This window comes from Bacillus sp. X1(2014) (assembly GCF_007678255.1).
In genome coordinates this window covers 51745-76209 of record NZ_VEED01000018.1, presented here as the reverse complement: position 1 = coordinate 76209, position 24465 = coordinate 51745, and the positions used below count along the sequence as shown (strand labels likewise).

The 24465-nt window shown below is 40.2% G+C and carries 25 protein-coding genes, 1 other RNA gene, 1 pseudogene and 1 riboswitch; of the genes and pseudogenes, 26 read left to right on the top strand and 1 reads right to left on the bottom strand.

Annotation, left to right across the window (positions count from 1 at the left end; translation table 11 throughout):
- Positions 1–57: 57 nt before the first annotated feature.
- The 16 genes from FS608_RS24125 (at position 58) to FS608_RS24050 (ending at position 14510) form a co-directional block, all read left to right on the top strand.
- Positions 58–1503, top strand: coding sequence for an ethanolamine ammonia-lyase reactivating factor EutA (locus FS608_RS24125; RefSeq protein ID WP_144555097.1), 1446 nt, complete (start codon positions 58–60; stop codon positions 1501–1503).
- A gap of 17 nt (positions 1504–1520) precedes the next feature.
- The gene (locus FS608_RS24120; protein ID WP_144555096.1) at positions 1521–2885 is read left to right on the top strand and encodes an ethanolamine ammonia-lyase subunit EutB; all 1365 of its coding nucleotides are present in this window, start codon (positions 1521–1523) and stop codon (positions 2883–2885) included.
- 12 nt (positions 2886–2897) lie between these two features.
- The gene (gene eutC / locus FS608_RS24115; RefSeq protein WP_144555095.1) at positions 2898–3869 is read left to right on the top strand and encodes an ethanolamine ammonia-lyase subunit EutC; all 972 of its coding nucleotides are present in this window, start codon (positions 2898–2900) and stop codon (positions 3867–3869) included.
- A gap of 15 nt (positions 3870–3884) precedes the next feature.
- The gene (eutL, locus tag FS608_RS24110; RefSeq protein ID WP_144555094.1) at positions 3885–4538 is read left to right on the top strand and encodes an ethanolamine utilization microcompartment protein EutL; all 654 of its coding nucleotides are present in this window, start codon (positions 3885–3887) and stop codon (positions 4536–4538) included.
- A gap of 76 nt (positions 4539–4614) precedes the next feature.
- The gene (locus FS608_RS24105; protein WP_144555093.1) at positions 4615–6138 is read left to right on the top strand and encodes an aldehyde dehydrogenase family protein; all 1524 of its coding nucleotides are present in this window, start codon (positions 4615–4617) and stop codon (positions 6136–6138) included.
- A gap of 15 nt (positions 6139–6153) precedes the next feature.
- Positions 6154–6447 carry a BMC domain-containing protein gene (locus FS608_RS24100; RefSeq protein WP_144555092.1) on the top strand — a complete coding sequence of 98 codons (294 nt, stop codon included), beginning with the start codon at positions 6154–6156 and terminating at the stop codon, positions 6445–6447.
- A gap of 19 nt (positions 6448–6466) precedes the next feature.
- Complete coding sequence (locus FS608_RS24095; RefSeq protein ID WP_144555091.1) at positions 6467–7321, top strand: phosphate propanoyltransferase; 855 nt, start codon at positions 6467–6469, stop codon at positions 7319–7321.
- Between the two features lie 17 nt (positions 7322–7338).
- Complete coding sequence (locus FS608_RS24090; RefSeq protein WP_144555090.1) at positions 7339–7614, top strand: EutN/CcmL family microcompartment protein; 276 nt, start codon at positions 7339–7341, stop codon at positions 7612–7614.
- A 4-nt stretch (positions 7615–7618) separates the two neighbouring features.
- Positions 7619–7972, top strand: a complete 354-nt coding sequence (locus FS608_RS24085; protein ID WP_144555089.1) for a BMC domain-containing protein — start codon at positions 7619–7621, stop codon at positions 7970–7972.
- 25 nt (positions 7973–7997) lie between these two features.
- Positions 7998–8942 (top strand): malate dehydrogenase, encoded by a 945-nt coding sequence (mdh, locus tag FS608_RS24080; RefSeq protein WP_144555088.1) that lies wholly within the window; start codon positions 7998–8000, stop codon positions 8940–8942.
- Between the two features lie 138 nt (positions 8943–9080).
- Entirely contained in the window at positions 9081–10484 is a 1404-nt protein-coding gene (gene eat, locus FS608_RS24075; RefSeq protein ID WP_144555087.1) for an ethanolamine permease, read from the top strand.
- Between the two features lie 202 nt (positions 10485–10686).
- A riboswitch (TPP riboswitch) is annotated at positions 10687–10796 on the top strand.
- 146 nt (positions 10797–10942) lie between these two features.
- Positions 10943–11938 carry an ABC transporter substrate-binding protein gene (locus FS608_RS24070; protein ID WP_144555086.1) on the top strand — a complete coding sequence of 332 codons (996 nt, stop codon included), beginning with the start codon at positions 10943–10945 and terminating at the stop codon, positions 11936–11938.
- A 13-nt stretch (positions 11939–11951) separates the two neighbouring features.
- Positions 11952–12242 (top strand): thiamine-binding protein, encoded by a 291-nt coding sequence (locus FS608_RS24065; protein WP_144555085.1) that lies wholly within the window; start codon positions 11952–11954, stop codon positions 12240–12242.
- Positions 12242–13009 carry an ABC transporter permease gene (locus FS608_RS24060; RefSeq protein ID WP_144555133.1) on the top strand — a complete coding sequence of 256 codons (768 nt, stop codon included), beginning with the start codon at positions 12242–12244 and terminating at the stop codon, positions 13007–13009. The genes FS608_RS24065 and FS608_RS24060 overlap by 1 nt, the downstream gene beginning before the upstream one ends.
- Positions 13006–13746, top strand: a complete 741-nt coding sequence (locus tag FS608_RS24055) for an ABC transporter ATP-binding protein (RefSeq protein ID WP_144555084.1) — start codon at positions 13006–13008, stop codon at positions 13744–13746. Before FS608_RS24060 ends, FS608_RS24055 begins: the two co-directional genes overlap by 4 nt.
- Positions 13743–14510, top strand: a complete 768-nt coding sequence (locus FS608_RS24050; RefSeq protein ID WP_144555083.1) for a TatD family hydrolase — start codon at positions 13743–13745, stop codon at positions 14508–14510. Before FS608_RS24055 ends, FS608_RS24050 begins: the two co-directional genes overlap by 4 nt.
- Positions 14511–14800: 290 nt before the next feature.
- On the opposite strand, the gene FS608_RS24045 is transcribed toward FS608_RS24050, so the two are convergent.
- Positions 14801–15292 carry an HXXEE domain-containing protein gene (locus FS608_RS24045; RefSeq protein ID WP_260871805.1) on the bottom strand — a complete coding sequence of 164 codons (492 nt, stop codon included), beginning with the start codon at positions 15290–15292 and terminating at the stop codon, positions 14801–14803.
- Positions 15293–15820: 528 nt separating this feature from the next.
- Between FS608_RS24045 and FS608_RS24040 the strand changes: the two genes are divergently transcribed.
- The 10 genes and pseudogenes from FS608_RS24040 to FS608_RS23995 all read left to right on the top strand — a co-directional run bounded on the left by FS608_RS24040 (position 15821) and on the right by FS608_RS23995 (position 24137).
- A complete protein-coding gene (locus tag FS608_RS24040) occupies positions 15821–16489 on the top strand; it encodes a lysoplasmalogenase (RefSeq protein WP_313958735.1) in 669 nt (222 codons plus the stop codon).
- 135 nt (positions 16490–16624) lie between these two features.
- Positions 16625–16849 (top strand): sigma-70 family RNA polymerase sigma factor family protein, encoded by a 225-nt coding sequence (locus FS608_RS24035; RefSeq protein WP_144555080.1) that lies wholly within the window; start codon positions 16625–16627, stop codon positions 16847–16849.
- 22 nt (positions 16850–16871) lie between these two features.
- Positions 16872–17900 (top strand): alpha/beta fold hydrolase, encoded by a 1029-nt coding sequence (locus FS608_RS24030; protein ID WP_144555079.1) that lies wholly within the window; start codon positions 16872–16874, stop codon positions 17898–17900.
- Between the two features lie 74 nt (positions 17901–17974).
- Positions 17975–18526 (top strand): NADPH-dependent FMN reductase, encoded by a 552-nt coding sequence (locus tag FS608_RS24025; RefSeq protein ID WP_144555078.1) that lies wholly within the window; start codon positions 17975–17977, stop codon positions 18524–18526.
- A 282-nt stretch (positions 18527–18808) separates the two neighbouring features.
- Positions 18809–20005 (top strand): FAD-dependent monooxygenase, encoded by a 1197-nt coding sequence (locus FS608_RS24020; RefSeq protein ID WP_144555077.1) that lies wholly within the window; start codon positions 18809–18811, stop codon positions 20003–20005.
- 21 nt (positions 20006–20026) lie between these two features.
- A pseudogene (locus tag FS608_RS24015) lies at positions 20027–20236 on the top strand (carboxymuconolactone decarboxylase family protein); the annotation flags it as partial.
- A 680-nt stretch (positions 20237–20916) separates the two neighbouring features.
- Complete coding sequence (locus FS608_RS30545) at positions 20917–21066, top strand: hypothetical protein (protein ID WP_186328883.1); 150 nt, start codon at positions 20917–20919, stop codon at positions 21064–21066.
- Between the two features lie 740 nt (positions 21067–21806).
- Positions 21807–21892: signal recognition particle sRNA small type (gene ffs, locus FS608_RS24005), an RNA gene on the top strand.
- 163 nt (positions 21893–22055) lie between these two features.
- Entirely contained in the window at positions 22056–22811 is a 756-nt protein-coding gene (locus FS608_RS24000) for a protein phosphatase 2C domain-containing protein (RefSeq protein ID WP_144555076.1), read from the top strand.
- 663 nt (positions 22812–23474) lie between these two features.
- Positions 23475–24137, top strand: coding sequence for a nitroreductase family protein (locus FS608_RS23995; protein ID WP_144555075.1), 663 nt, complete (start codon positions 23475–23477; stop codon positions 24135–24137).
- Positions 24138–24465 lie beyond the last annotated feature (328 nt).

The window sequence follows — 24465 nt, the reverse complement described above, 5'->3', positions numbered from 1 at the left end:
ACTATCTAATTTGGGATAGTTTAAAGGGGGCGCTTTTTGTTTTTTGGGGGAGTTGAGATGAATTTCAAAGGCCCGCAAAAAGAAGAAATGATCAGTGCGGGGATCGATATAGGCACAAGTACAACAAAGTTGGTAATCAGCCGGTTCACTTTAATGAATATGGCTGGCGGGGCACATGTGCCGCGAATTGAAATCATTGACAAACAGGTCATCCATCGCAGCCCGATTTACCGGACACCGTTGCTTTCACCAACCACGATTGATATTGAAAAAATTGAAGACCTTGTCAGAAAGGAATATCAGAAAGCTGGTATTAAGCCGAAGGATATTCAAACGGGGGCAGTGATTATTACGGGTGAAACAGCCACAAAGTCAAATGCAGAAGTCATGCTGCATCAGCTGTCTGACCAGGCTGGGGAGTTTCTAGTGGCAACAGCTGGTCCTGACTTAGAAGGAATTATTGCCGCTAAGGGATCGGGCGCCTATGAATATTCGATAAATACAGGGAAGGTTATCGCCAACATCGATATCGGCGGGGGTACCGCCAATGTGGCCGTTTATAAATCTGGCAGACTTTGTGGAACCTGTACGCTTCATGTAGGCGGCAGATTAATTGAATGTCACGATAATAAAATCCAGAGTATTTCTCCGCCAGTTAAGAATTTACTGAGACACTGGGATTTAAGGATGGTGGAGGGGCAAACTCAAAATCCATCAGCGATAAAACAAGTAACCGATTTTATGGCAGATGTCATTGTGCGGATGTTAAAAAAGGCACTCACAAACGAGGATCTAACGTTGCTGCTAGGGCATGCACCTAACTGGGTGGAAGATATTGAGGCGATTATGTTCTCAGGCGGGATAAGTGAATGCATTTATCAGCATGAGACCAGTTCCGTACAGTCGGCCAAATACGATGATATCGGGTTGATGTTAGCCGCCTCCTTAAAGGAAAGCTCAAGTCTTGCGGAGTGGACTTGGGTAAAGCCGCAGGAAACGGTTCGGGCCACAGTACTGGGCGCCGGAATGCAAACGACTGAAATCAGCGGTGCAACCATTGAAGCCGATCGTCGTAAATTGCCGATCAAAAACTTGCCGGTTTACCAGATTCGACTCGAGGGTGATTTTAAAACAGAAATAAACCAATTATCCAAGCGGATTGAGGAAGCACTCGATCTCTATGACCCACAGCGTGACGGACAGAATTTTGCGGTTTATTTTTCAGAATTGCCTTACTTAAGATTCCGTGAAATCGATGAATTTGCTGAATCCATTCTCAAAGCAATGAAACAAAAACCGAACCAAACTCAAGAGTTGGTCCTTGTGCTTGACCGGGATTATGCAAAAGTTCTCGGGCAAACACTCAAGAGGAAGGCACCAGTGCAATCCGTCATTTGCATTGATCAAATTAAAGTTGAAAATGGGGACTATTTGGATATAGGCCAAGTGCTCGAAACCGATGTTGTTCCTGTCATCATAAAAACATTAACATTCCAGAAATGACGAAAGGGGGCATTCTTATGAGATTAAAGTCCACCTATTTAGGTTCTGTCTATCAATTTTCCTCTCTAAAAGATTTATTTGCGAAAGCAAATGAAGAAAAATCCGGCGACCGCTTAGCAGGGATTGCTGCTGAGACCGTTCAGGAAAGAATTGCAGCGAAACAAGTGTTGAGCTATTTAACACTACAAGATATTAGGGAAAATCCCATGCTATCTCCTGAAGAGGATGAGGTTTCAAGGATTATCGAGGGTCAGATCAACGAACCCATCTATCAATCGATTAAAAATTGGTCTGTTTCGGAGCTTCGCGAGTATATCCTGAACGATACAACGACAGGTGAAGACTTGAAACGCCTCAGCCGAGGTCTGAATAGTGAAATGATTGCAGCGGTGGCAAAGATCATGTCCAACCTCGATTTAGTCCATGCCGCCAATAAAATTGAAGTTTTATCCAAATGCAATATTACGATTGGTCAAAAAGGAGTGCTAGCCTCTAGGCTGCAGCCAAACCATCCGACGGATAATGTCGACGGGATGATGGCCTCAATGAAAGAAGGGCTTGCGTATGGGATTGGGGATGCAGTAATTGGAATAAACCCGGTAGATGACTCCGTTGAAAGTGTAAAACGGTTATTGCATGCGACACATGACTTTATTCAAAAATGGGAAATTCCAACGCAAAACTGTGTGCTTGCCCATGTGACATCTCAAATGAAAGCGGTCCAGCAGGGGGCCCCGGCAGATATGATTTTCCAGAGTATTGCCGGAACCGAAGCGGCGAATCGTTCTTTCGGGATTAGCGCTTCCCTCTTGGAGGAAGCCAATGAAATGGCGAAAATATACGGTACAGGAACGGGTCCACAACGTTTGTATTTTGAGACTGGTCAAGGCTCGGAATTATCCGCCGAAGCTCATTATGATATCGACCAATTGACAATGGAATCCCGGAATTATGGCTTTGCCCGCTACTATGACCCGTATATTGTCAATACGGTCGTCGGCTTTATCGGACCAGAGTACTTGTACAACAATAAACAAGTGATTCGAGCGGGTCTTGAAGATCATTTTATGGGAAAAATGCATGGCATTCCAATGGGCGTTGATATTTGTTATACGAACCATATTAAAGCAGACCAAAATGACATTGAAGATCTTGGCGTGCTGCTTTCCGCGGCAGGGGTGAATTTTATTATCGCTGCGCCAATGGGTGATGATTGTATGCTCAATTACCAGAGCTTAAGTTATCACGATGTTGCGACATTAAGACAGACGCTCAATAAACGGCCTGCACCATTATTTGAAGCATGGCTGGAGAAAATGGGGATTTTTGAAAACGGGAAATTAAGTAAATATGCAGGTGACCCGACGATTTTTTCGCGATAGGAGGTGGAAGAAATGAATCCTGAGTTAGTGGAACAAATCACGAAAATGGTGGTAGAAAAATTGCAGGCGAAGACCGTTGCTGGCAATGTGTCGGTAGAAGAGGTTAAGAAAAAGACGAACAATGATACCTCGGAAAAAGTGGAAGTGAAATTTTGGAACCACCGGACGAACCATGTGGAAGCACAATGCAACCAAAGTCAGGGCTGCCCGGAGTCAGTCTCTGAAAAAGAATTGATCCTTGAACCAAAGCCGCCTGTAGGACTTGAAAATCCGATTAATAAGGAAGAGCTGGATCTTTTAATTAGCAAAACACCGGCAAGAATTGGAATCGGCCGTGCGGGATTAAGGCCCAAAACGGACACATGGCTGAAGTTTCGCTTTGACCATGCGGCCGCAGTCGATGCCGTTTATGGTGATGTCGATCCGAAAATCCTTGAAAGCTTATCCTTATTAAAAGTTAACACGAAGGTTACCGACAAAGAGGTCTATGTCCGCCGTCCTGACTTCGGCAGAAAGCTCTCTGATGAGGCAAAACAATTAATTGATCAAAAATGTAAAAAGTCTCCGTCGGTTCAAATTATTGTTTCTGACGGCTTAAGTTCGAAAGCGATCGAGGAAAATTTAGAGGATGTCTATTTATCTCTTAATCAATCGCTTCAAAGCTTAGGGCTCGATGTCGGAACACCATTTTTTATCGAAAAAGGCCGAGTGGCGGCAATGGATGATGTTGGGGAGATCCTAAAACCGAAAGTGATTGTTTACTTGATTGGTGAACGCCCTGGCCTCGTGAGTGCGGAATCGTTAAGTGCGTATCTCTGCTATGAACCACGCCACGGCACCATTGAGGCCGACCGGATGGTCATTTCCAATATTCATAAGGGCGGCATTCCACCGGTGGAGGCCGGCGCCTATATCGGAACGGTCGTGCAAAAAATATTAAAATATGAAGCCAGCGGTGTTTCGCTAGTACAAAAAGAGCAATAAGGGGAGGGTTGATAAATGGCATTAGAACGAATTCATGCAAATATCTTGGCAGTTCGAATTATTCCAAACGTTGACCCTGCCTTAGCAGCTCAGTTTCAGTTAAAACCCCATCAACGGAGTTTAGCGATTTTCACCTCAACGATTGACGATGTCGGCTATACAGCTCTTGATGAAGCAACGAAACGTGCAGATGTTGATGTTGTCTATGCAAAGTCCTTCTACGCAGGTTCCGCGCATGCATCAGGGCCATTGTCTGGGGAAATGATCGGCGTGTTGGCAGGTCCAAGTCCAGATGAAGTGAAAAGCGGGATGGATGCGGTGATTCATACCGCAGAAAATGAAGCGTATTTTGAGGCAATCAATGAGGAAAAAAGCCATGCATTGTATGCAAATGTCGTGGCAAGAACCGGTTCTTATCTATCAGCTGAGGCAGGGATTAATCAAGGAGAAGCACTAGCCTATTTGATTGCCCCGCCGCTTGAGGCGGTGTATGGAATCGATGCGGCGTTAAAGGCTGCGGATGTAGAGCTGGTTAAGTTTTTTGGACCACCTTCGGAAACAAACTTTGGAGGTGGGCTATTGACCGGGTCGCAATCGGCATGCCAGGCGGCAGCGGATGCTTTTCGTGCTGTGATTATCGAGATTGCGAGAAATCCACGACAGTATTAGATTCCTATTTAATTGGCGGATAATGCTACATACGTGTAATTTTACACAAAAAACAAGAGAGAAAGGAGTGTCCCTGTTGCCATTTGATTTAGATCTACAATCCATTCAGGAAATGCGGGATGCAGTTCAGAAAGCGAAAGAAGCACAGCAAAAGTACTTGGCGTTTTCCCAAGAACAAGTCGACAAAATTGTGAAACGTGCTGCCGAAGCGGCTGCGGCCAAATCTCTTGAATTAGCCCAGATGGCGGTCGAAGAAACCGGAATGGGTGTGGTCGAACATAAAAAAATGAAAAATGATGTCGGTTCACTTGCTGTCTATGAATCTATTAAAAACGAGAAGACAGTTGGAATCATTAACGAGGACCCTACAAAGAAAATAGTCGAAGTCGCCTCACCTTTTGGGGTGATTGCCGGGATCATTCCAACAACAAATCCAACTTCGAGTGCGATTTTTAAAGCATTAATCGCCCTAAAAACAAGAAATGGAATCGTATTTAGTCCGCACCCACGGGCAGTGAAATGCTCAGTCGCCGCTTTAAAAATTTGTTTGGAGGCAGCGGTGGATGCGGGAGCGCCGGACGGAATTATCGGCTGGATCTCAAAACCAACAATGGCAGCAACCACTGAATTAATGCACCATCGTGATATAGATTTGATTTTAGCAACTGGCGGTAAAGATTTAGTCCGTGCTGCCTACAGTTCAGGAAAGCCTGCCTATGGTGTCGGTCCTGGAAATGTGCCCGTCTATATCGAAAAAACCGCCAATATCGAAAAAGCGGTCAAAATGATCGTCCAAAGCAAAACATTTGATAACAGCACGATTTGTGCAACGGAACAGGCGATTGTGGTGGACGAGAATGTCAAAGAAAAGGCCATAAGGGAGCTTAAAAATAATGGCGCCTATTTCTTAAATGAGCAGGAGAAATCTCATTTAGAAAAATTGATTTCACCATTGCCAGGAAAACTCAATCCGGCAATCGTTGGTCAAAGTGCTGTCAAGATTGCGGAATTGGCGGGTATTTCTGTTCCAGCAGACACAACGATTTTAATTGCGGAAGAAACCCGGATCGGGAAGGACGTTCCTTTTTCCATTGAAAAACTGTCGCCGATCTTTCCGATTTATACAGCAGAAAGCTATGAAAGTGCAAAAGAGCTGTGTGTGAAAATCTTACATTTAGGCGGGATGGGACATAGCTTATCCCTTCACACCAATGATGACAATGTGGCCCGTGAATTTGCGTTAGTAATGCCGGTATCACGATTGATGGTGAATACTCTTTCTTCCATTGGTGCGGTTGGAGCCACCACGGAATTGATGCCATCGCTGACACTTGGCTGTGGATCATTTGGCGGTAATATTACTTCAGACAATCTTACGGCCCGCCATTTAATCAATATTAAAAGAATGGCCTATGGAACAAAAGAGGTTAACGTTCCAGAACCATCCAGCAAAAGTGCTTCTCCACAGTGGGGGGCCAGCAACCATGTAGATGAGATTGTGAATCAGGTTTTAAGCAATGTAAATGGATCGGATCAGCTAGATCCGCAGGTAATTTCTGAATTGGTAAATCAAGTATTAAAAAAATATCAAATGAATTAATAGGAGGAATTGACAATGGCTAGAGAATTAACTGCATTAGGAATGGTAGAAACAAAAGGTTTGGTAGCATCCGTGGAAGCAGCAGATGCAATGGTAAAGGCAGCAAACGTCCATTTAGTCGGAAAAGTACATGTGGGCGGCGGGCTTGTAACGGTTCTTGTCCGCGGAGATGTAGGTGCGGTTAAAGCGGCAACAGAAGCAGGCGCGGCAGCAGCTGAACGTGTTGGTGAACTATTATCTGTTCATGTCATCCCACGTCCGCACAATGAATTAGAGAGCATTTTGCCAAAATTAGAAGTGGAAGTGTAAGAAGTAAGGAGCCAATTCGATGAATGAACAAACCATTCGAACTCTTGTTGAAGAAGTGATTCAGCAATTGCTAAAAAAGGACTCCAGACCCAATACAATCCCGATGGCTGTCTCTGCACGCCATTGCCACTTAAGTCAAGCTGATTTAGATACGCTTTTTGGCAAAGGGTATGAGTTAACGAAAAAAGCGGATTTGTCTCAGCCAGGCCAATTTGCGGCAAATGAAACGATTGTAATAGTCGGACCAAAAGGAAGCATTGAAAAAGTGCGAATCCTCGGACCCGCCCGTTCGTTAACACAAGTGGAAGTCAGCAGAACAGATGCAGTAAAGCTGGGGTTGAACCCGCCCCTAAGGGGATCGGGCAATATTGCTGGTTCTGCTCCGATTACACTGGTAGGGCCCAAAGGAAGTATTTTTAAAAATGAAGGACTGATCGCAGCCCAGGCTCATATTCATATGAACCCGGAGGATGCCGCTAATTTTGGTGTAGAAAACGGCGAGTATGTACGAATCCGAACAGAAGGGGAACGCCCGGTTTCGCTTGAAAGAGTGCTGATTAGGGTTTCACCGAGATATCGGCTTGAGATGCATATCGATACCGACGAAGCAAATGCCGGGTTCATTACAAGCGGTCAGGCTGGTTTCCTTGTCAAGGATGGGGAGCCTTTAGTAAAACCCCAGCCTGTGACCAATCAGGTATCACCTGAACCAATGGAACCAAAAGAAGTTCATTTTCAAAAAAATCTCTTAACCAAAAGAGATGTGCAGGCATGCCAGTACGAGATGATTTCGGTTCGGAAAGGCACCATTGTGACTCCATTGGCTCGGGATGCCGCAAGAGAGCTGAAAAAAACCATCCAAGTTATGGATTAGGTTAAGGGGATGATTTTTTGTTAGTTGGAACGGTGATTGGAAATGTGTGGGCGACAAGGAAGGAAGAGAATCTAACAGGATTAAAATATTTATTTGTCCAGCCGGAGCTTCCTTCCGGGGCGCCGATCCATTCACCGTTTATTGCGGTGGATCGGATTGGTGCCGGAGTCGGAGATAAAGTGATGGTCACAACGGGAAGTGCGGCGGCAAATATTATCGGTGAGCCTAGACTGCCGATTGATGCTGTCATTATCGGAATTATCGATTCTATTGATGCAGAAGGAGGTGCGTAAAACGATGTCAAAAGCCTTAGGAATGATTGAAACAAGAGGACTGATTGCCTCGATTGTTGCCGCAGATGCAATGGTGAAAGCAGCAGATGTACGTTTAGTAAAAAAAGAAAAAGTGGACGCCGGACTCGTTTCGATTTTAGTAGAAGGAGATGTCGGGGCTGTCCAAGCAGCAGTCGATGCTGGCAAGTATGCAGCTCAAAGTGTCGGGGTGCTGGTAACCGCGCATGTGATCCCGCGTCCGGATGAGGGAGTAGGGCAAATGTTGGCACAGACGCCGAAAAAGGGCGGGGAGAAACCAAAACCAGCAAAACGGGGTCAAAAAGCTAAACAAGATGAACCTCCAGCACAAACGGAATAATTTTTAAAAGAATGGAGGAAGATACATGGCTTTCAAACGTAAAAAAATTGCCGTAATTGGTGCAGGATTTACCGGTGCAACAGCAGCGCTGATGATTGCGCAAAAAGAATTAGGAGATGTCGTTCTGGTTGATATCCCGTCTCAAAACGATCCGACCAAAGGGAAGGCACTGGATATGCTGGAAGCCAGCCCCGTCCAAGGCTTTAATGCAAATATAACGGGTACCTCAGATTATGCGGATATACAGGATGCTGATTTGGTGTTAATCACGGCAGGACTGCCGCGGAAACCGGGGATGAGCCGGGATGATTTGGTTTCTACCAATGCAATAATTATCGAGCAAGTCTCGGAAAATATTAAAAAATATGCGCCGAATAGCTACATTATCGTTTTAAGTAATCCGGTTGATGCGATGACCTATGTTTGCTATAAAACAACAGGGTTTCCTAAAAATAGGGTTATCGGTCAGTCCGGTGTCTTAGACACTGCTCGTTTCAACACGTTTGTCGCACAGGAATTGAAGGTATCAGTGGAAGATATTTCGGGTTTTGTCCTTGGCGGGCATGGTGATGATATGGTCCCATTGGTTCGATTCTCTTATGCCGGCGGAATCCCGCTTGATAAAATTCTCCCGGCTCACCGAATGGAAGCGATTGTGGAAAGAACCCGTAAAGGCGGCGGCGAGATTGTCAGTTTGCTAGGTCAAGGCAGTGCCTACTACGCCCCGGCAGCTTCGATGGTCCAAATGGCTGAAGCCATATTAAAGGACAAAAAACGAATCTTGCCATGTATTGCTTATCTGGAAGGGGAATATGGCTATCAGGATTTATATCTAGGGGTTCCAACGATCCTTGGCGGCGATGGAATTGAAACGGTCATTGAAATTGCGTTAACGCCTGAAGAAAAAACAGCCCTTGATCAATCAGCCCAATCTGTTCGGAAGGTCATGTCGATTTTGAAGACACGATAATATTTGGATAAAATAACCTGTGAATCCTTCTACAATTCTATATTAAACTAGTAACCACTAGTTTTGAAAATAGTCATGTATGGGATATGGTTTCAGTTTAATATTTTCAAGAAATTTACTTTGAAAGGGGAAGGGTTTATGGAGCAGGGAAACAACCATTTACAAAAAGCGCTTAAACCAATCCATCTCTGGGGTATTGCCGTAGGGATGGTCATATCCGGCCAATATTTTGGCTGGAACTATGGTTTTGAATCAGGCGGCACCATCGGCCTCGGCATTGCCGCACTGATTATTATTGTCTTTTATACAACCTTTATTTTTAGTTATTCAGAGCTTTCCACTTCCATCCCTCATGCCGGCGGGCCGTCTGCCTACGCCCGAAAGGCAATGGGGCCGTTTATGGGCTTTATTACCGGTTTAGCCTGTTTACTGGAATTTGTTTTTGCCCCTCCAGCGATTGCGGTTTCGGTTGGCGCGTATATCAATTTCTTAATCCCAAGTATTAATGCCGTTTATGCAACGGTCGGAATGTTTATTTTATTTATTTTGGTCAACCTCATCGGTGTAAAAGGTGCCGCTATCATTGAGTTAGTGGCAACGGTATTGGCACTAATCGGTCTCGCGATTTATTATGTGGCCGGTTTACCTCATGTTCAATCATCCAATATATTTAATGATATGGCTTTTAGTCATGGCTGGTCCGGTGTTTTGGCAGCGATTCCATATGCCATTTGGTTCTTCCTTGCGATTGAGGGGGGAGCGATGGCAGCAGAAGAGGTGCGCGACCCGAAGAAGGATATTCCAAAAGGATTTATTTCCGGTATTTTAACGCTTGGTGTGGCTACGATTTTAACCTTAGTCGTAACGGCAGGACTTGGCGGTGGTACTGGTAAACCGGCGGATTATCCACTTCCTCAGGCATTGGCAAGTATTTATGGAGAAGGCAGCTTTATTCCAAAATCAGTTGCCATTATCGGTTTATTTGGTTTAATTGCCAGCTTGCACGGTATTATTATTGGTTATTCCCGTCAAACGTTTGCCCTGGCTCGTGCAGGATACCTGCCTAAGTTTTTGTCTAAGCTTTCGAAACGCGGGGTGCCGCATTGGGGCTTGATTGTTCCTGGATCGATTGGCGTGATCGCAGCAGGCTCAGCAAACTTTGCAAATGCGTTGATTATCCTCTCCGTTTTTGGTGCGATTACGATGTACTGCTTAAGCATGGTTTCGTTGTTTGTGCTGCGTAAAAAGGAACCAAATTTGGAAAGACCATTTAAAGTGAGCTATCCTGTCGTACCGGCAATTGCATTAGTATTGGGTGTTTTCTCTTTCTTCTGCGTGGTAAAATACAGCGTGTTAACGACAACTCTTCCATTGTTTGGAGTGGAGCTGCCTTTGGCTGGTGTGATTCTGACGATTTTTGGTGTGGCGATTGTCTACTATTTCTTAGTAGGATCCAAGAAACTTCGTCCAATGTCGGAGGAGTTTGTTTCCATTGAGGATGTGACTTCTGAGGAAACAGGGACAGAGGAGCAAATAGGATAAAGTTCAATAGAAAAAGATGTTCCATTGGAATGGGGCATCTTTTTTGTATTAGTTGAAAGGATTGGATACAGGCATTGCCAATTTGAAGTAGGTTCATACGTAAACGGGAAAGGGTAGGCAGCTGTTAAGAAGCATAAATACATTAAATAAGTTGGCATGGACTGCCTTGACTGATATAATAGTAAAATAATAAGTGAAATTCGATGAAATGTGGGGGAACCGGTGTGGCCGGTTGAGATTTAGTCCGTGAGACGATGACCCTTGGAACCTGATCTGGTTGATACCGGCGGAGGGAACATATTCTTAAACAAGTAATTGTTTGCTGATATGCACTCAGGTTTCTATGCCTGGGTGCTTTATTTTGTTTAAGCAAGTTTTTGCCTTCTAACCAACACTTAGATTTCACTCTATTTCATTTGTTTCACTTTCGATTTTATTTTACATTTGGGGGATTCAACATGAAGAAATGGCTCGTACTAGTCCTATCAGTCCTTCTAGTGACTGGATGCAGCAGCAAAAAAGAAACAGAAAACGCAACAGGAAAAAAACAGCCTCTTAAAAAGGTCTCGATTGTACTGGATTGGACGCCAAATACCAATCATACTGGATTATATGTAGCAAAAGAAAAAGGATTCTTTAAAAAAGAAGGCTTGGATGTGGATATTATCATGCCGGGTGAGACCGGAGCTGACCAACTAGTAGCTTCTGGCAAGGCACAGTTTGGTGTTGGCTACCAAGAAGCGATTACCCAGGCACGTATACAAGGGGTGCCGCTCGTATCGATCGCTGCAGTCATTCAGCACAATACATCAGGATTCGCTTCACCAGTTGGCAAACAGATTCAATCTCCGAAAGATTTTCAAGGAAAAACATACGGTGGATGGGGCTCGCCAGTCGAAAAATCTGTCATCACTTCTCTTATGAAAAAGGAAAACGCCGATGCTAATAAGGTGAAAATCGTGAACATGGGGGATACGGACTTTTTTACGGCTGTGAAACGAGACATCGATTTCGCTTGGATTTACTATGGGTGGACTGGTGTAGAAGCAGAACTTCGTAATGAAAAAATTAATATGGTTTACTTAACAGATTACTCTGACAAACTGGACTACTATACACCTGTTTTAGAAACAAACGAAAAAATGATTGAAGAGAACCCAGAAACGGTTAAGGCATTCGTAAATGCCGCTGCCAAGGGGTATGAATTTGCCATTAAAAACCCTGACCAAGCTGCAGATATCCTGATTAAAGCAGCACCGGATTTAGATCCAAAGCTGGTAAAGAAGAGTCAAGAATGGTTGTCTCCGAAATATCAGAATGATGCAAAAGAATGGGGAATTCAAAAGCAAGAGATTTGGGAAAATTATGCACAATGGATGTATGAGAATAAGCTTCTTGATAAGAAATTAGATGCGAAAAAAGCATTTACAAATGAATTTTTACCAAAACAATAGGGGGTAGAAAGATATGGCGAATGCACTAATCAGCATTCAAATCATCCCGAAAACAAAGGGTGGAGAAGACGTCATTCCATACGTTGATGAAGCCATTAAAGTCATTGCTGAATCTGGTGTGAAATATGAGGTACACCCGTTAGAAACAACCATGGAAGGCGAACTTCACGAATTATTTAATGTGATTTCAAAAATGAATGAACGAATGATTGAAATGGGAAGCAAAAATGTCATTTCTCAAGTAAAAATCCTTTATCAGCCAACAGGCATTGCCATGGATGACTTAACGGAGAAATATCGATGATGAGGAAGAATCTTGTAAAAGGGTGGAGACCGATTTTGGTTCTCCTCCTTTTGTTTGTGATTTGGGAGATTGTTGTTAAACTAGCAGAAGTGCCGGAATGGCTTCTTCCGCCACCATCAAAGATTTTCACAGAGGCCATTGCTGGTTGGCGTGATTTTTATCCAGATGTGTTTTCAACGGTTAAAATTTCACTATTTGGATTTGTAGTTGGAGCATTCATTGGACTGGCAGTCGCCGTTTTATTCCATCTTGTTCCTGTTTTAAGGGATTCCTTCTATCCATTGTTGATTTTATCACAAAATGTTCCCATTATCGTTCTAGCTCCACTGTTGGTCATTTGGTTTGGGTTTGGCTTATTGCCGAAAATGATTGTCATCACTCTTGTTTGTTTCTTTCCCATTACAGTGGCCGCATTGGATGGATTTAGCCAAACTCCTTCAGAGTTGAAGCATTATATGAGGATGGCAGGTGCATCTAAAACACAGCTATTTTGGAAATTGGAGCTTCCGTCTTCGTTGCCCTCTATTTTTTCAGGCTTTAAGGTTTCTGCCACGTATAGTGTAATGGGTGCCGTTATTTCTGAATGGCTTGGTGCTAAGCAGGGGATTGGTGTCTTTATGACATTCGCATCGTCGTCTTTTCGAACGGACCGTGTATTCGTTGCCATTTTTACGATCATGTTCTTAAGCCTCTTCTTTTTCTTTTTCATCGTTTTACTTGAACGAAGAGTGGTCCGCTGGCAGCCGAAAGGGGATGAGAAAAAATGAGCTATCTTCGATTTCAACACGTTTCAAAACGTTTCCTGCAAAATGAAGTACTGAAAGACCTTGATTTTTCCATTTATAAAGATGAATTTGTTTCTATTATTGGTCCTTCAGGCAGTGGGAAAAGCACCATTTTCAATTTAATTGGAGGAATTCTTTCTCCAGATGAAGGGGAGATCCTATTAGACGGCCAATGCATTAATGGCAAGCGTGGTTTTATTAGCTATATGCCTCAAACTTCTTCTCTTTTCCCGTGGAGGACGATACTTGAAAATGTCCTTCTTGGCCAAGAGCTTCAGGGAAAAAAAGAAGTAAAAGCAGCACGAGAGATGCTGGCGATTGCAGGACTCTCTGATTATGAAAACGCCTATCCTCACATGCTATCTGGAGGAATGAAGCAGCGGGTTGCTTTTATCCGTGCCTTATTGAGTCCGCAAGAGGTGATCTGTCTTGATGAGCCTTTTTCCGCTTTAGATGAGCTAACCCGGTTTGAAATGCAGAAATGGTTAATGGAAATGTGGGAATCACATCGAAGGACGATTCTTTTTATTACTCACAATATTGAGGAAGCACTGTATCTATCCGATCGAGTCATGATGCTTTCTGGTAAGCAGGCAACGGTCGTTTCAAACATAGAGGTTCCTTTTGATAGGCCCCGGCACGAAGGGATTCTGCTGGATGAAAGCTTTATTCAATGCAAAAGGGATATATATTACCAATTAGTAGGTGAAGTCAAATGAAGATGATCGACGCTCATATCCATTTGGATCGCTATCAGGATGAGGAAATCAAACGGATGGTATTGGATTCTGCCCATATCGAAGCCTTGATTTCTGTATCCTTTCATTTGGATTCCAGTAAAAGAAACCTTTTGCTTTCACAAAAATATCCAAAGGTAAAACCTGCATTTGGCTACCATCCAGAACAAGCATTGCCTTCTGAAAACGAGCTGAACGTGCTGCTAAATTGGATGGAAGACCACCGTGATGGAATGATTGCGGTAGGAGAGGTGGGGCTGCCATTCTACTTAAGGCAAGAACAGGAGATTTCGATTGCTCCTTATCTTGAAGTATTAGAAGTGTTTATTAGGAAGGCGAAGATATGGGACAAACCGATTGTTCTTCATGCTGTTTACGATGATGCACCTCTTGTTTGTGACCTTCTCGAAAAATATTCTGTTTCCAAAGCGCATTTTCACTGGTTTAAAGGGGATCAGAAAACAATGGACCGAATGATTAGAAATGGCTACCATATTTCTATTACCCCGGATGTGGAGTATGAACAAGAAATCCAGGAGCTTGTCAGCGTCTATCCTCTTGAACTTATGATGGTTGAAACAGATGGTCCTTGGCCATTTGAAGGTCCATTTGCAGGGAAAATGACTCATCCCAATATGATGGAGGAATCCATAAGGAAAATCGCACTACTCAAAAAGCTTTCCGCTTCGGAAGTTTCAGATGTCTTCTATCAAAACACAAAAGGGTTTTACCATATAACAACTTGAAGCTGCCGATCAAACATTGGTAGCTTTCTTTATTTGGAAATAATGAACAGGAAACCAATTGATTCATAAAGATCCAATATTGTTGGAGTGCTACGCAACTATTTTTTAGAATCCCAGTTATTATCTGTTATTATTTTACTAAAAGGAAAGAACGTAGCAGTAAAAATAAAAGTTTTATCAATCTTTCGAGGTGGACGGGTTTGACAATCACAAACACGTCAGCCGTAAATCTACAAGTAAAACAAACTAAAAAAGGCATTGTTGACAATGCCTTTTTTGTTTTAACTAGTTTAGCTGAATAACAATGTAAAAGTTAATTTTGATATAAAATGTGCTACCAATGCAAGAAGTGCCTGTAAAAGAAAACCTAATACTAAATAACTTAGAAATCTTTTTAAAGTTAATAACCTTTCAGAGATAAGAAACTTTGCTGTCAAAAAGGAATAGGGGAATATGATAAATATAGTTGTAATTATCCCTGGCACATAGACTTTGAAAAAAATGAATTGAAATAAATGACCAACCCCGTTCGCTAATAAAATACCAGGAACTAAAAACGACAGGTAAGTGATAGGCTTAATTCTGAAAAAGGTTCTTCCTGAATACGCTTTTAAACAACCGATCGAAGCAAGAATCCATATAAGAGTAAAAGCTAAGGCAAATTCTTCTGTTGTAACTCGAAATGGAATAATATTTGAATTTGCAATGAGGAACTTTTCTACGGTAATGATTACTTCTATATCGTGAAGTAAATAGAGGAACGGAAATAGTATTATTAACATTTTAAATTTAGAATCCATAGTTTTCATACCTCATTCTTGAAAAAATAAAATAAAATCGATAGTTAAGATATCTGATCATTTGTGGATAAATCTTCTGTTAAATAATACCATAAAATTACCAACATCCTTTAAAACTACATACAAAAGAATAAGAAAATGTAATGATAAGGAGGAGAATGTTTATTCATGTAGCAAATCTATAAAATTATCATGTATGGGAAATGCTCTCTTCTTTATAAATTGGGCAAGATTGTGAAATTACGATTTACAAAAAGGGTAATACCCTAAAGGGTTCTCTCTTAGTCGAATAGCACTGTATTTAGTAAGAATGATCGAGTTATAAGCTCGGTGAAAATGCGTAAGAATTTACCGTAACAGGTTAAGTTGACGAACTTCCCAATGTACGGGTCTAAACCTGTGATACATAGAAATGTGTTTTAGTTATAAAGAAAATAGTAGATTAATAAAATCCTATAAAGGTGAAGCTTCTTGCTATAAAACAAGGAGAAATAAAACTGTTACAAAGAGGTGAATATATTGAAAACTTATCGGTTACCCATTTTCATTTTAGTTATGAGCCTTATATACATATTTGCCATTCCCAGCAAACCAGAAGCAATCAAAATGCTATTTAAATTAATCCCAATGTGGCTAATTCTTTTCTATGCTTATAAACAAATACTTGATAAAAAATCACGCCCTCATTGGATTATATGGTCAGGATTATTTATCTGTATGCTTGGTGATGGGCTAATTAGATGGTTCGTTATCGGCTTAGCAGCCTTCCTAATTGGTCATCTGTTTTATATAGCAGGGTTTTCCCGTTATTGGCGTTTTACAAAGCTTTCACTTCTTATGATTCTACCTATTGGATTATATGGCTTTGTTATGGGATATCACGTAATCGCTGCATTGCTTCAGAATCATATGGATACTTTAGTAGTTCCCGTACTTATGTATATTGTGATAATATCCCTGATGAGTTGGATTGGATTTTTTTTCCATAATATATGGGCAATAATAGGAAGTATTTTATTTGTCCTCTCAGACTCAATTCTCTCATGGAATATGTTTGTTTCAGAGATTCCCCATTCCGATATTTTGATAATGACAACCTATTATACAGCGCAATTTTTAATTGCACACAGCTTGCGCTTCTTTCCTAGTTTAGGTAGCTATTCTTCAATTGAAAAATAGGCGAGATTTATTGTCTCGCCTTTTATGTTTTCTGTAGCAATTACGGGTTAAAGGAATAATACAATCTGATTATGAATATTAAAAAATGTAATGATAAGGAGGCGAGTTAGAACTGCACTTAAACCTATTTATACTGTGGATCGAATAACACACCTATTCTTGAATGTTATTAAAAAGTTACCAGAAGGTGCAGTGTTCAAATTTAATAAGGTTAACGGTGGACCAGGAATTGTTGTTATGATTAACGTTTACCTCGCCTACGTAGTTTCATTTGAGTTTAAAGAAGGTAAAATCAATTCCATTTACATGGTGGCGAATCCTGATAAGCTGAGCCGGTTAAACGAAAATTTCAAAGGGTAATTTGAATAAAAAGAGGTGAATTATGGGGTCAAATAATCTTTTGAAAGACGTAGTTATGAGAGGACAATATCGAAAAAAGAAAGCAAAGATACTTCAAATTGATAAGCCCAATAAAATTGTTGAAAGTTGTTACGTAGGAATCGGAGGAATTGATCAGTGGATAACTATACGTGGTGAGGATTATAACAATCCAATCCTGTTATTTGTTCACGGGGGACCAGGTAGTACCTATTCCATTTTCACCCCATTGTTACGTTCGTGGGAGAAAATCTTTACAGTTGTCCAATGGGATCAACGAGGTGCAGGAAAGACGTTTCGGAAAAACGGTAAAGAAGCTAGTGGATCCATCACATTCGAAAGACTTACTCAGGATGGCATTGAAGTGACAGAATACTTGTGTAAGAGAGTCGGTCAACGAAAGGTGATCTTGATTGGCAGCTCTATTGGTAGTTTGATTGGTTTAAAGATGGCAAAACAAAGACCAGACCTTTTTTGGGCCTATGTAAGCACAGACCAGAATGCCCCCGATCTTAACGGTCGTTTATATATATTAACACTGGATGCCCTTAATAAAGCAAGTGTTTCAAAAGGTGTTAAATTGGTTGAAAAGATGGGATCAATTCCTTCCGAATGGACACGAACAGATTATGAAAAAAGGAACCGATTTCTTGTCAAAGCTATAAGAGGTGTTCCTAATATGATTACGGATTTAATATTGCCTTCATTAGTTACTTCCCCTGAACATAATGTAAATGATATATTTGACTATTTTAAAGGATTGTCATTTTCCCTTGATCACCTTTACAAAGAATTAGTTCCCTTTGACTTTAATAACATAGGAAGAAATTTTGATTTACCATTTTTTATTTTTCAGGGAGATACAGATATTATAACACCTACTGAATTGGCTAAAGATTATTTTGATGAAATATCTGCACCATATAAGGAATTTGTTCCAATCAAAAATGCTGGCCATCTAGCCTGTTTTGCCCAACCTAATCAGTTTCTTGATGAACTTACTGAAAGGGTGCTTCCACTAATTATCACCTAAATATTAATGGTGGAATTTGTGCTTAAACCTTCTAATACAAATTAAATGGAACATCTATTAAGGAGGAAGAAATAATGACAAATGAAAAATTAAATATCGGAATTATCTTAGGAAGCACTCGTAAAGGTCGAGTTAGTCCTCAAGTAGGTGAATGGGTTAAAGGAATTGCTGACAAACGTAGAGATGCAAATTATGAAATCGTGGATATTTCTGATTTCCAATTACCGTTTTTAGGAACAACCGATGGAACTGAACCTGGAATTGCAGCATGGAATAAAAAGCTTTTCAGCTTGGATGGATTCGTATTCATCGTTCAAGAATACAATCACAGTATTACAGGAGCACTAAAAAATGCACTTGATTTTGCTCGTGAAGCCTGGAATAACAAGGCGGCTGGTATTGTAAGCTATGGGGGAACAGGCGGCGCTCGCGCAGCTGAACACTTACGTGGAATCTGTGGAGAATTATTAATAGCGGATGTGAAGGTTCATCCAACATTATCTTTATTTACTGATTTTGAAAACTTTACAACCTTTAAACCATCTGAATTACACCTAAAAAATGTTAATTTAATGCTTGACCAAGTTATAGCCTGGAGTGGTGCATTAAAAGCCTTGAGAAAATAATTAAATTGGAAAAGTGGACTGCGCCCCGAATATCAAACGCTAAAAAAAGTGTCTGATATTTTTTTAATCTAGTCAATTATGGACCTTTTCCACAGTTTTCTCAAAATAAAAAGGCTTGTGAACTGTTGCACTTGAACTAGGGAGTACATTGCTTCAATAAGGGTGCAATTCTTTAACAAAGGATTCGTATATTTTTGTTTAGGACCATTAAGTATCAAGAAGGAAAGTTAATTCTATTTGAGGAATGAAGACTTTTATTAGGATAGGAGTGAATAAGCAAATATGAAACTAAGGATGCGCGTCCTTATTTCAGGTGCGAGCATTGCCGGTCCGGCACTCGCTTACTGGCTTCACCGGCACGGATTCTACGTGACTGTAATAGAACGTGGACCAGCATTGCGCACGGGTGGTTACGGGGTTGATATCCGTGGTGCAGCCATTACGGTGCTTAAGGGGATGGGGATACTCGGTCAAGTTCGTGCAGCTGACACGAACATGACTGGAGTTTACTTCGTGAACAGCAAAGGCAAGATCGAAGGTCAAATAAGCGAAGCAAGTATGGGGAACCAGCAGGGTGTGGACATCGAAATCTTGCGTGACGATCTTAGTAACATTTTGTACGATTTAACCAAGGACACTGTTGAATACATTTGGGGTGATTCGATTACCGCCATACATGAGACTGAAGCTGGTGCTGAAGTTCAATTTTTACACGGCAAGCCACAGACATTTGACCTGGTCATCGGTGCGGACGGGCTCCATTCAAATGTGCGCACCTTAACTTTTGGCGATGAAGCACAGTTTAAACGAACGCTTGGCTGTTATATCTCGATTTTCACTCTCGAAAATTACCACAACCTCGACCACCGCCAATTGTTTTATACGATACCAGGCAAAACCGTAGGTATGTATAGCGCTCGTGACAATACCGAAGCAAGGGGTATGTTCTTGTTCCAATCAGCGGCATTGAAGTACGACCGCGATGATACAGAATCTCAAAAAAAACTTGTAGAAAATGCCTTCTTAGGCAATACAGGGTGGGAAACCTCGCATTTACTCAAAACCATGAAAGATGCAACAGACTTTTATTTTGACGAGATCTGTCAAATTCACATGCCGACATGGTCAAAGGGGCGGATTACATTGGTAGGCGATGCGGCGTATGGCCCATCACCTTTATCGGGTCAAGGCTCTAGCCTGGCGATTGTCGGGGCTTTTGTATTAGCTGGTGAACTTAAAGCTGCAGATGGCGATTTCGCCCGTGCATTTGTTGCCTATGAACAAAAAATGAGAAAGTTTGTTGAGAAAAATCAAAAAATAGGACGAATAGCTGCAGGTAGTATGATTGAAAAATCAAACTTTAAAATCTTTCTACGCAATTTAATGTTGCGCATTCCCGCCATTATGGTCGTACAATTTAAGATGATTTCGAAAATGATAGCAAAAGCTGCTAACGGGATAGAGCTGAAAGATTATTGATATGGATAGTTATAGAGAGTTTTAGCCCAACATTTAATCCCGACAAAACGCGTGCCAGATGAGCTTTATCAACGAGTACGTGAACATTATGACGAGAGACAATCTGTTGACCTTGTACTGATAATTAATCAAATCAACAGTTGGAATAGAATTTCTATTTCAATGGGGAATACAGCACTGAAAAATAAGTACTCTCAGCGAACTTCTAATAGTGTTCGTCTCAGATTGTAGAATAAAGGCATCCAAATGAAACAGTTTGGATGCTTTTTCGTTCTTAGCGTTGCTTTTTAATGTAACTATTTAAAAGTTTAGCTTATAATCGTAGTTTTTGGGGGATTTAGTTTTATTTTTGCTATGTATTTCGGTCTGATGCTTGCGTTAGGAATATAGTTTTCAATTTTCACGATGAAGATGTATTGCAAAAAAAATAACGGTGGTATTACACAACCGATTCCGTACTTGAAGATACAGCGAACCAGAGAATACAATTTAACAAACTGAGAAAACAGCACTTTTATGATGAAATTGGTATTTTTTATAAAATCGTTTAAGAATTCTTTAATATTAGTTTTATGGTCTAGAAAGATTTGTTTGTTGTTTACATTTTTAGGTAAAAAGTAAAAGTGAGGGAATGATAATTGCTAGGGAGGAAGTAATTTTATTACGATTGTAAAAAAGAAAAAACGTAATTAAATACAAGGGAAAACAAAATCACCCTAATCCATTTAACTTTTGGGTTCGAGAGATATTTTTTGAAGAAAAACAAATACGAATAATTTGAAAGTGGGCTAAGAAAAGCCATCATGATTTGCAGACAAATTAAAGCCATGAAGACAGATGTTGTTAAGGTGAAATCAGGAAATTGTTTAGTCAATTAAGTTTAAATAATCCATTATGAAAGGAAAATTTGAATGAGTGATAAATCATGGAGAGTTGATACATACCAAGAAGGAAAGTACAAGATAAGTGTTAGAAAAAATTTGGAAAATGACCGTGTGGATGAAGGAGATTTCCCTGAAAAGGGATTTAAGGAACAAACTAACCGTAAACATAACTCATAAGGAAAGTTTACTTCAATAAATTAAGAAGGGATACCTCGAATTGAGATATCCTTTTTTCAATTGAACATTATGGTACCTTTAGAGACCTCGTTGAAGAACAGGGAGGAAATTATAATCATTTTATGTCGTATTTGACCCATTTTATGAAAGTGTGAATTATTTCAATTATTTATCCAATAACCCCTAATGCAAAAGTGATAAACAATTGTTTTAATTATGAGTTTATCTGTAAAAAAATGGGTATTAAAAATGTAGAAAATATAATATAAATAAAATTAAGTATTGACCCAAACTATTTAATAAAAGGAGGAAAAAATAATAGTCCTATTAAAACCATTTATGTACAAACCTCATTATGCACCAGATAAACCTTATCTTGTGTATTCTGTCGATTGTGACATCCCCGACAAAGCAAGTGGATATATACAAGGGTACTGGAAATGTACACATTGTGAAAAGGGGAATCAATTTAGATTTTATGTTAATGCTGACCAAAAGAGATACTTAGGAAAATGTCCAGATTGTAAAAGAGAGTTTACTCCTATTAATGATTCTGAATAATGGGATTCGAGGAGGATTAGGTATTATATTTCTAACATTATATGCAATAGAAAAGAAGTTACATGTTCACTAACGGGTCTTGAGTTTAAGATCAGAGCTGTCATTAAGGCAGCTTTTGGTTGTTGAACTAACTGGGCGGTTATACAAACCTTGTAGAAAATATATACAATATTAATTTAGTCATAGTACAACAAAGACACTAGGAAACTGGTCAGGGCGGGAAGGCAGCAGCCATAACTAGTGAAATGGTGTGGGCTATTACATAGGACGAAATAAAAATACGCTAAACACTGTGTTAGTGAAAGGCGCAGCACCTTATCTAAAGAAACAGAAAATTAGTAACAATAAAATTTCTTATTAAATCATATAATTTCTTAATATATTTAATCGTTTTTCTGTTGATTTTATAACAGAAAGGTGGACAACCAATGAAAGTTGAGTCTTTTTTAAGTGCTGCACCTCATAAAAGTGTAAGTGAAGATTCTATCGTGTTAAATGAAAAGGTAAATGTTTATGGGGTATTTGATGGGGCAACTCCCTTAATGCCATTCAAAGATGAAAACGGAATGAACGGTGCATATTTAGCATCTAATATATTTAAAGATTATTTCTTTAGACTCTACCAAAGTAACCTTTCATTAGTTGAAGGAATGATGGCTGCTAATAGAATGTTGAGAGAACACATGGAAAAATACAAGGTGAATCAGGAAAAATATGAAAATCTTTGGTCAACATGCGCTGCAATAATAAAGATTGAAAATGATGGAAAGATTTCTTATGCTCAGCTTGGTGATTGTATGATCATGGCTGAGTACCAAAACGGAACCATCAAAGCCTTAACAAGAGATACGGTAAAAGATATAAATTATAGAGCAAAATTATTGCGTGAGGAACAAAGAAACCAAGGAGTTAAAATTCAAGATGAGGAGTATTATAATGATCGTACTCAACAGCTTATCTTTAATCGTTCATTAGCTAATAAGGAATATGGTTATACTGTAGCTAATGGAAAAAAAGAAGTTTTACATTTTATTCAGCATGGTCAAGTGAATAGCAGTGAAATCAAAACATTATTAATGATAACAGATGGCTTTTTTCATCCAAACTATTCAATTGAAGAAACATTTAGAAAGATACATACATTCGGTTTACAAGTATATTCTATGGAATTAGAACAATATTAGATAAGAAATAATCTTCGCTCAGATGATAAGATGGGGATCATGATAAAGCTTATATGATGAGGAGAAGTCTACATGAAAGCAGAACCGGGATTAATTAAAGATATGAATTTATCGTTTAACGAACCGCTTATTGCAAAAATTTGCTACAACTCCTGTACTACAAGAGTTTAAAAAATATCAGCGAAGGTTAGTCCCCATTTATTTGGGAAGTAACTTTCGCTTTTCTTAATTGGTAAATAAATTGCTTAAATGCTTTAATTTTTCGATAGTGCGATAGATACTAATTTTTTTGCAATCGAGCGGGTTTATCGAGTTACGAAAAAGCCTAATTTCTCCATTTTTATGCTGAGAAAATTGGGCTTTTTATTTTAGAATTTCCTAAACGTTGTAATCTGCATTTTCCTGACGCTCCCCCCTTAAAAGAGGATTTTGACTTCCAAATGAAAGGGTATAAGCAGGGTAAATGGTTAAAGTACTATTGCATTATTTTTGACAAATCGGTTCAAGGTGAGTAAGGTAACTGAGTAAGATGCAAACAATAGTGGATGAAGTATCTTTTATCACATTTTTCATGATAGGGTTAAAACTCTTACGATATATGAATTTTCCTTAAAATTGTCGTAGTAGAGATGAAGTAATCTATCATTATCAGGAGGAATTATTATGTCAAACTCTCAAACTATAGATAGGGTCGGACAGCAAATGTTCGTAGATGTTATCCGTGAACGTCGATCTGTTCGTTCATATGATCCAACAGTGCAGATCTCACGCGAAGAAATGACCGAAATGCTGGAGCTCGCAACGTTGGCTCCTTCGTCTTCGAACCTGCAACCATGGCGGTTTCTAGTCATCGATAAACCGGAGTTGAAGGAAAAGCTTTTGCCAATCGCGTTTAACCAACAACAAGTAGTCGAGGCTTCTGCTGTTATTGCTGTGCTTGGCGATGTAGAAAGCTACAAGAAAGCCGAAAAAATTTATGGGCAGGCAGTGGAAGCAGGCTTTATGCCGGATGATACGGCTAAATCATTCATCGAACGAACAGTTGGCATGTACTCAAACTTGCCGCCTGAAGTGGCTCGCCAAATCGTATATACGGATGGAGGCCTAATCTCGATGCAGCTCATGCTTGTCGCCCGATCCAAAGGTTACGACACTGTTCCGATGGGAGGGTACGATAAAGCGAAGTTCGTAGAAGCTTTCGGAATTTCCGAACAGTTTGTGCCGGTTATGCTCATTGCTATTGGGAAAGCAACAAAACCAGGACATCCTACGACACGTCTTCCTATTGAGGATGTAGTGTTCTTTAACGAATTGCCAGTGGAATAATACAAAAGAAACGAAGGATTTAAAATCAAAAAAGTTTATTTCAACCCCGTTCTTTCATAGAACGGGGTTATTATGTGATGAGGTTATAATATCAAAGTTCTTTTGTTTTCGGACTTCCGTGTTTTAAGAATCTGTACATATTTTACTAATAAAGATAAACGCCTTCACCAAAAAAGGCAAAATTTAATTATAGAATCTATTTTGGTTCTATCCTTCAATCAGAAACCATTTGAAAAATCGTGTTCATGGGATAATCGGCTTGGTAAAAGCCTTTATTGATCATGTTGCACAGTTCAAATCCCTTGTCTTGACATTCCCCATGGAACTA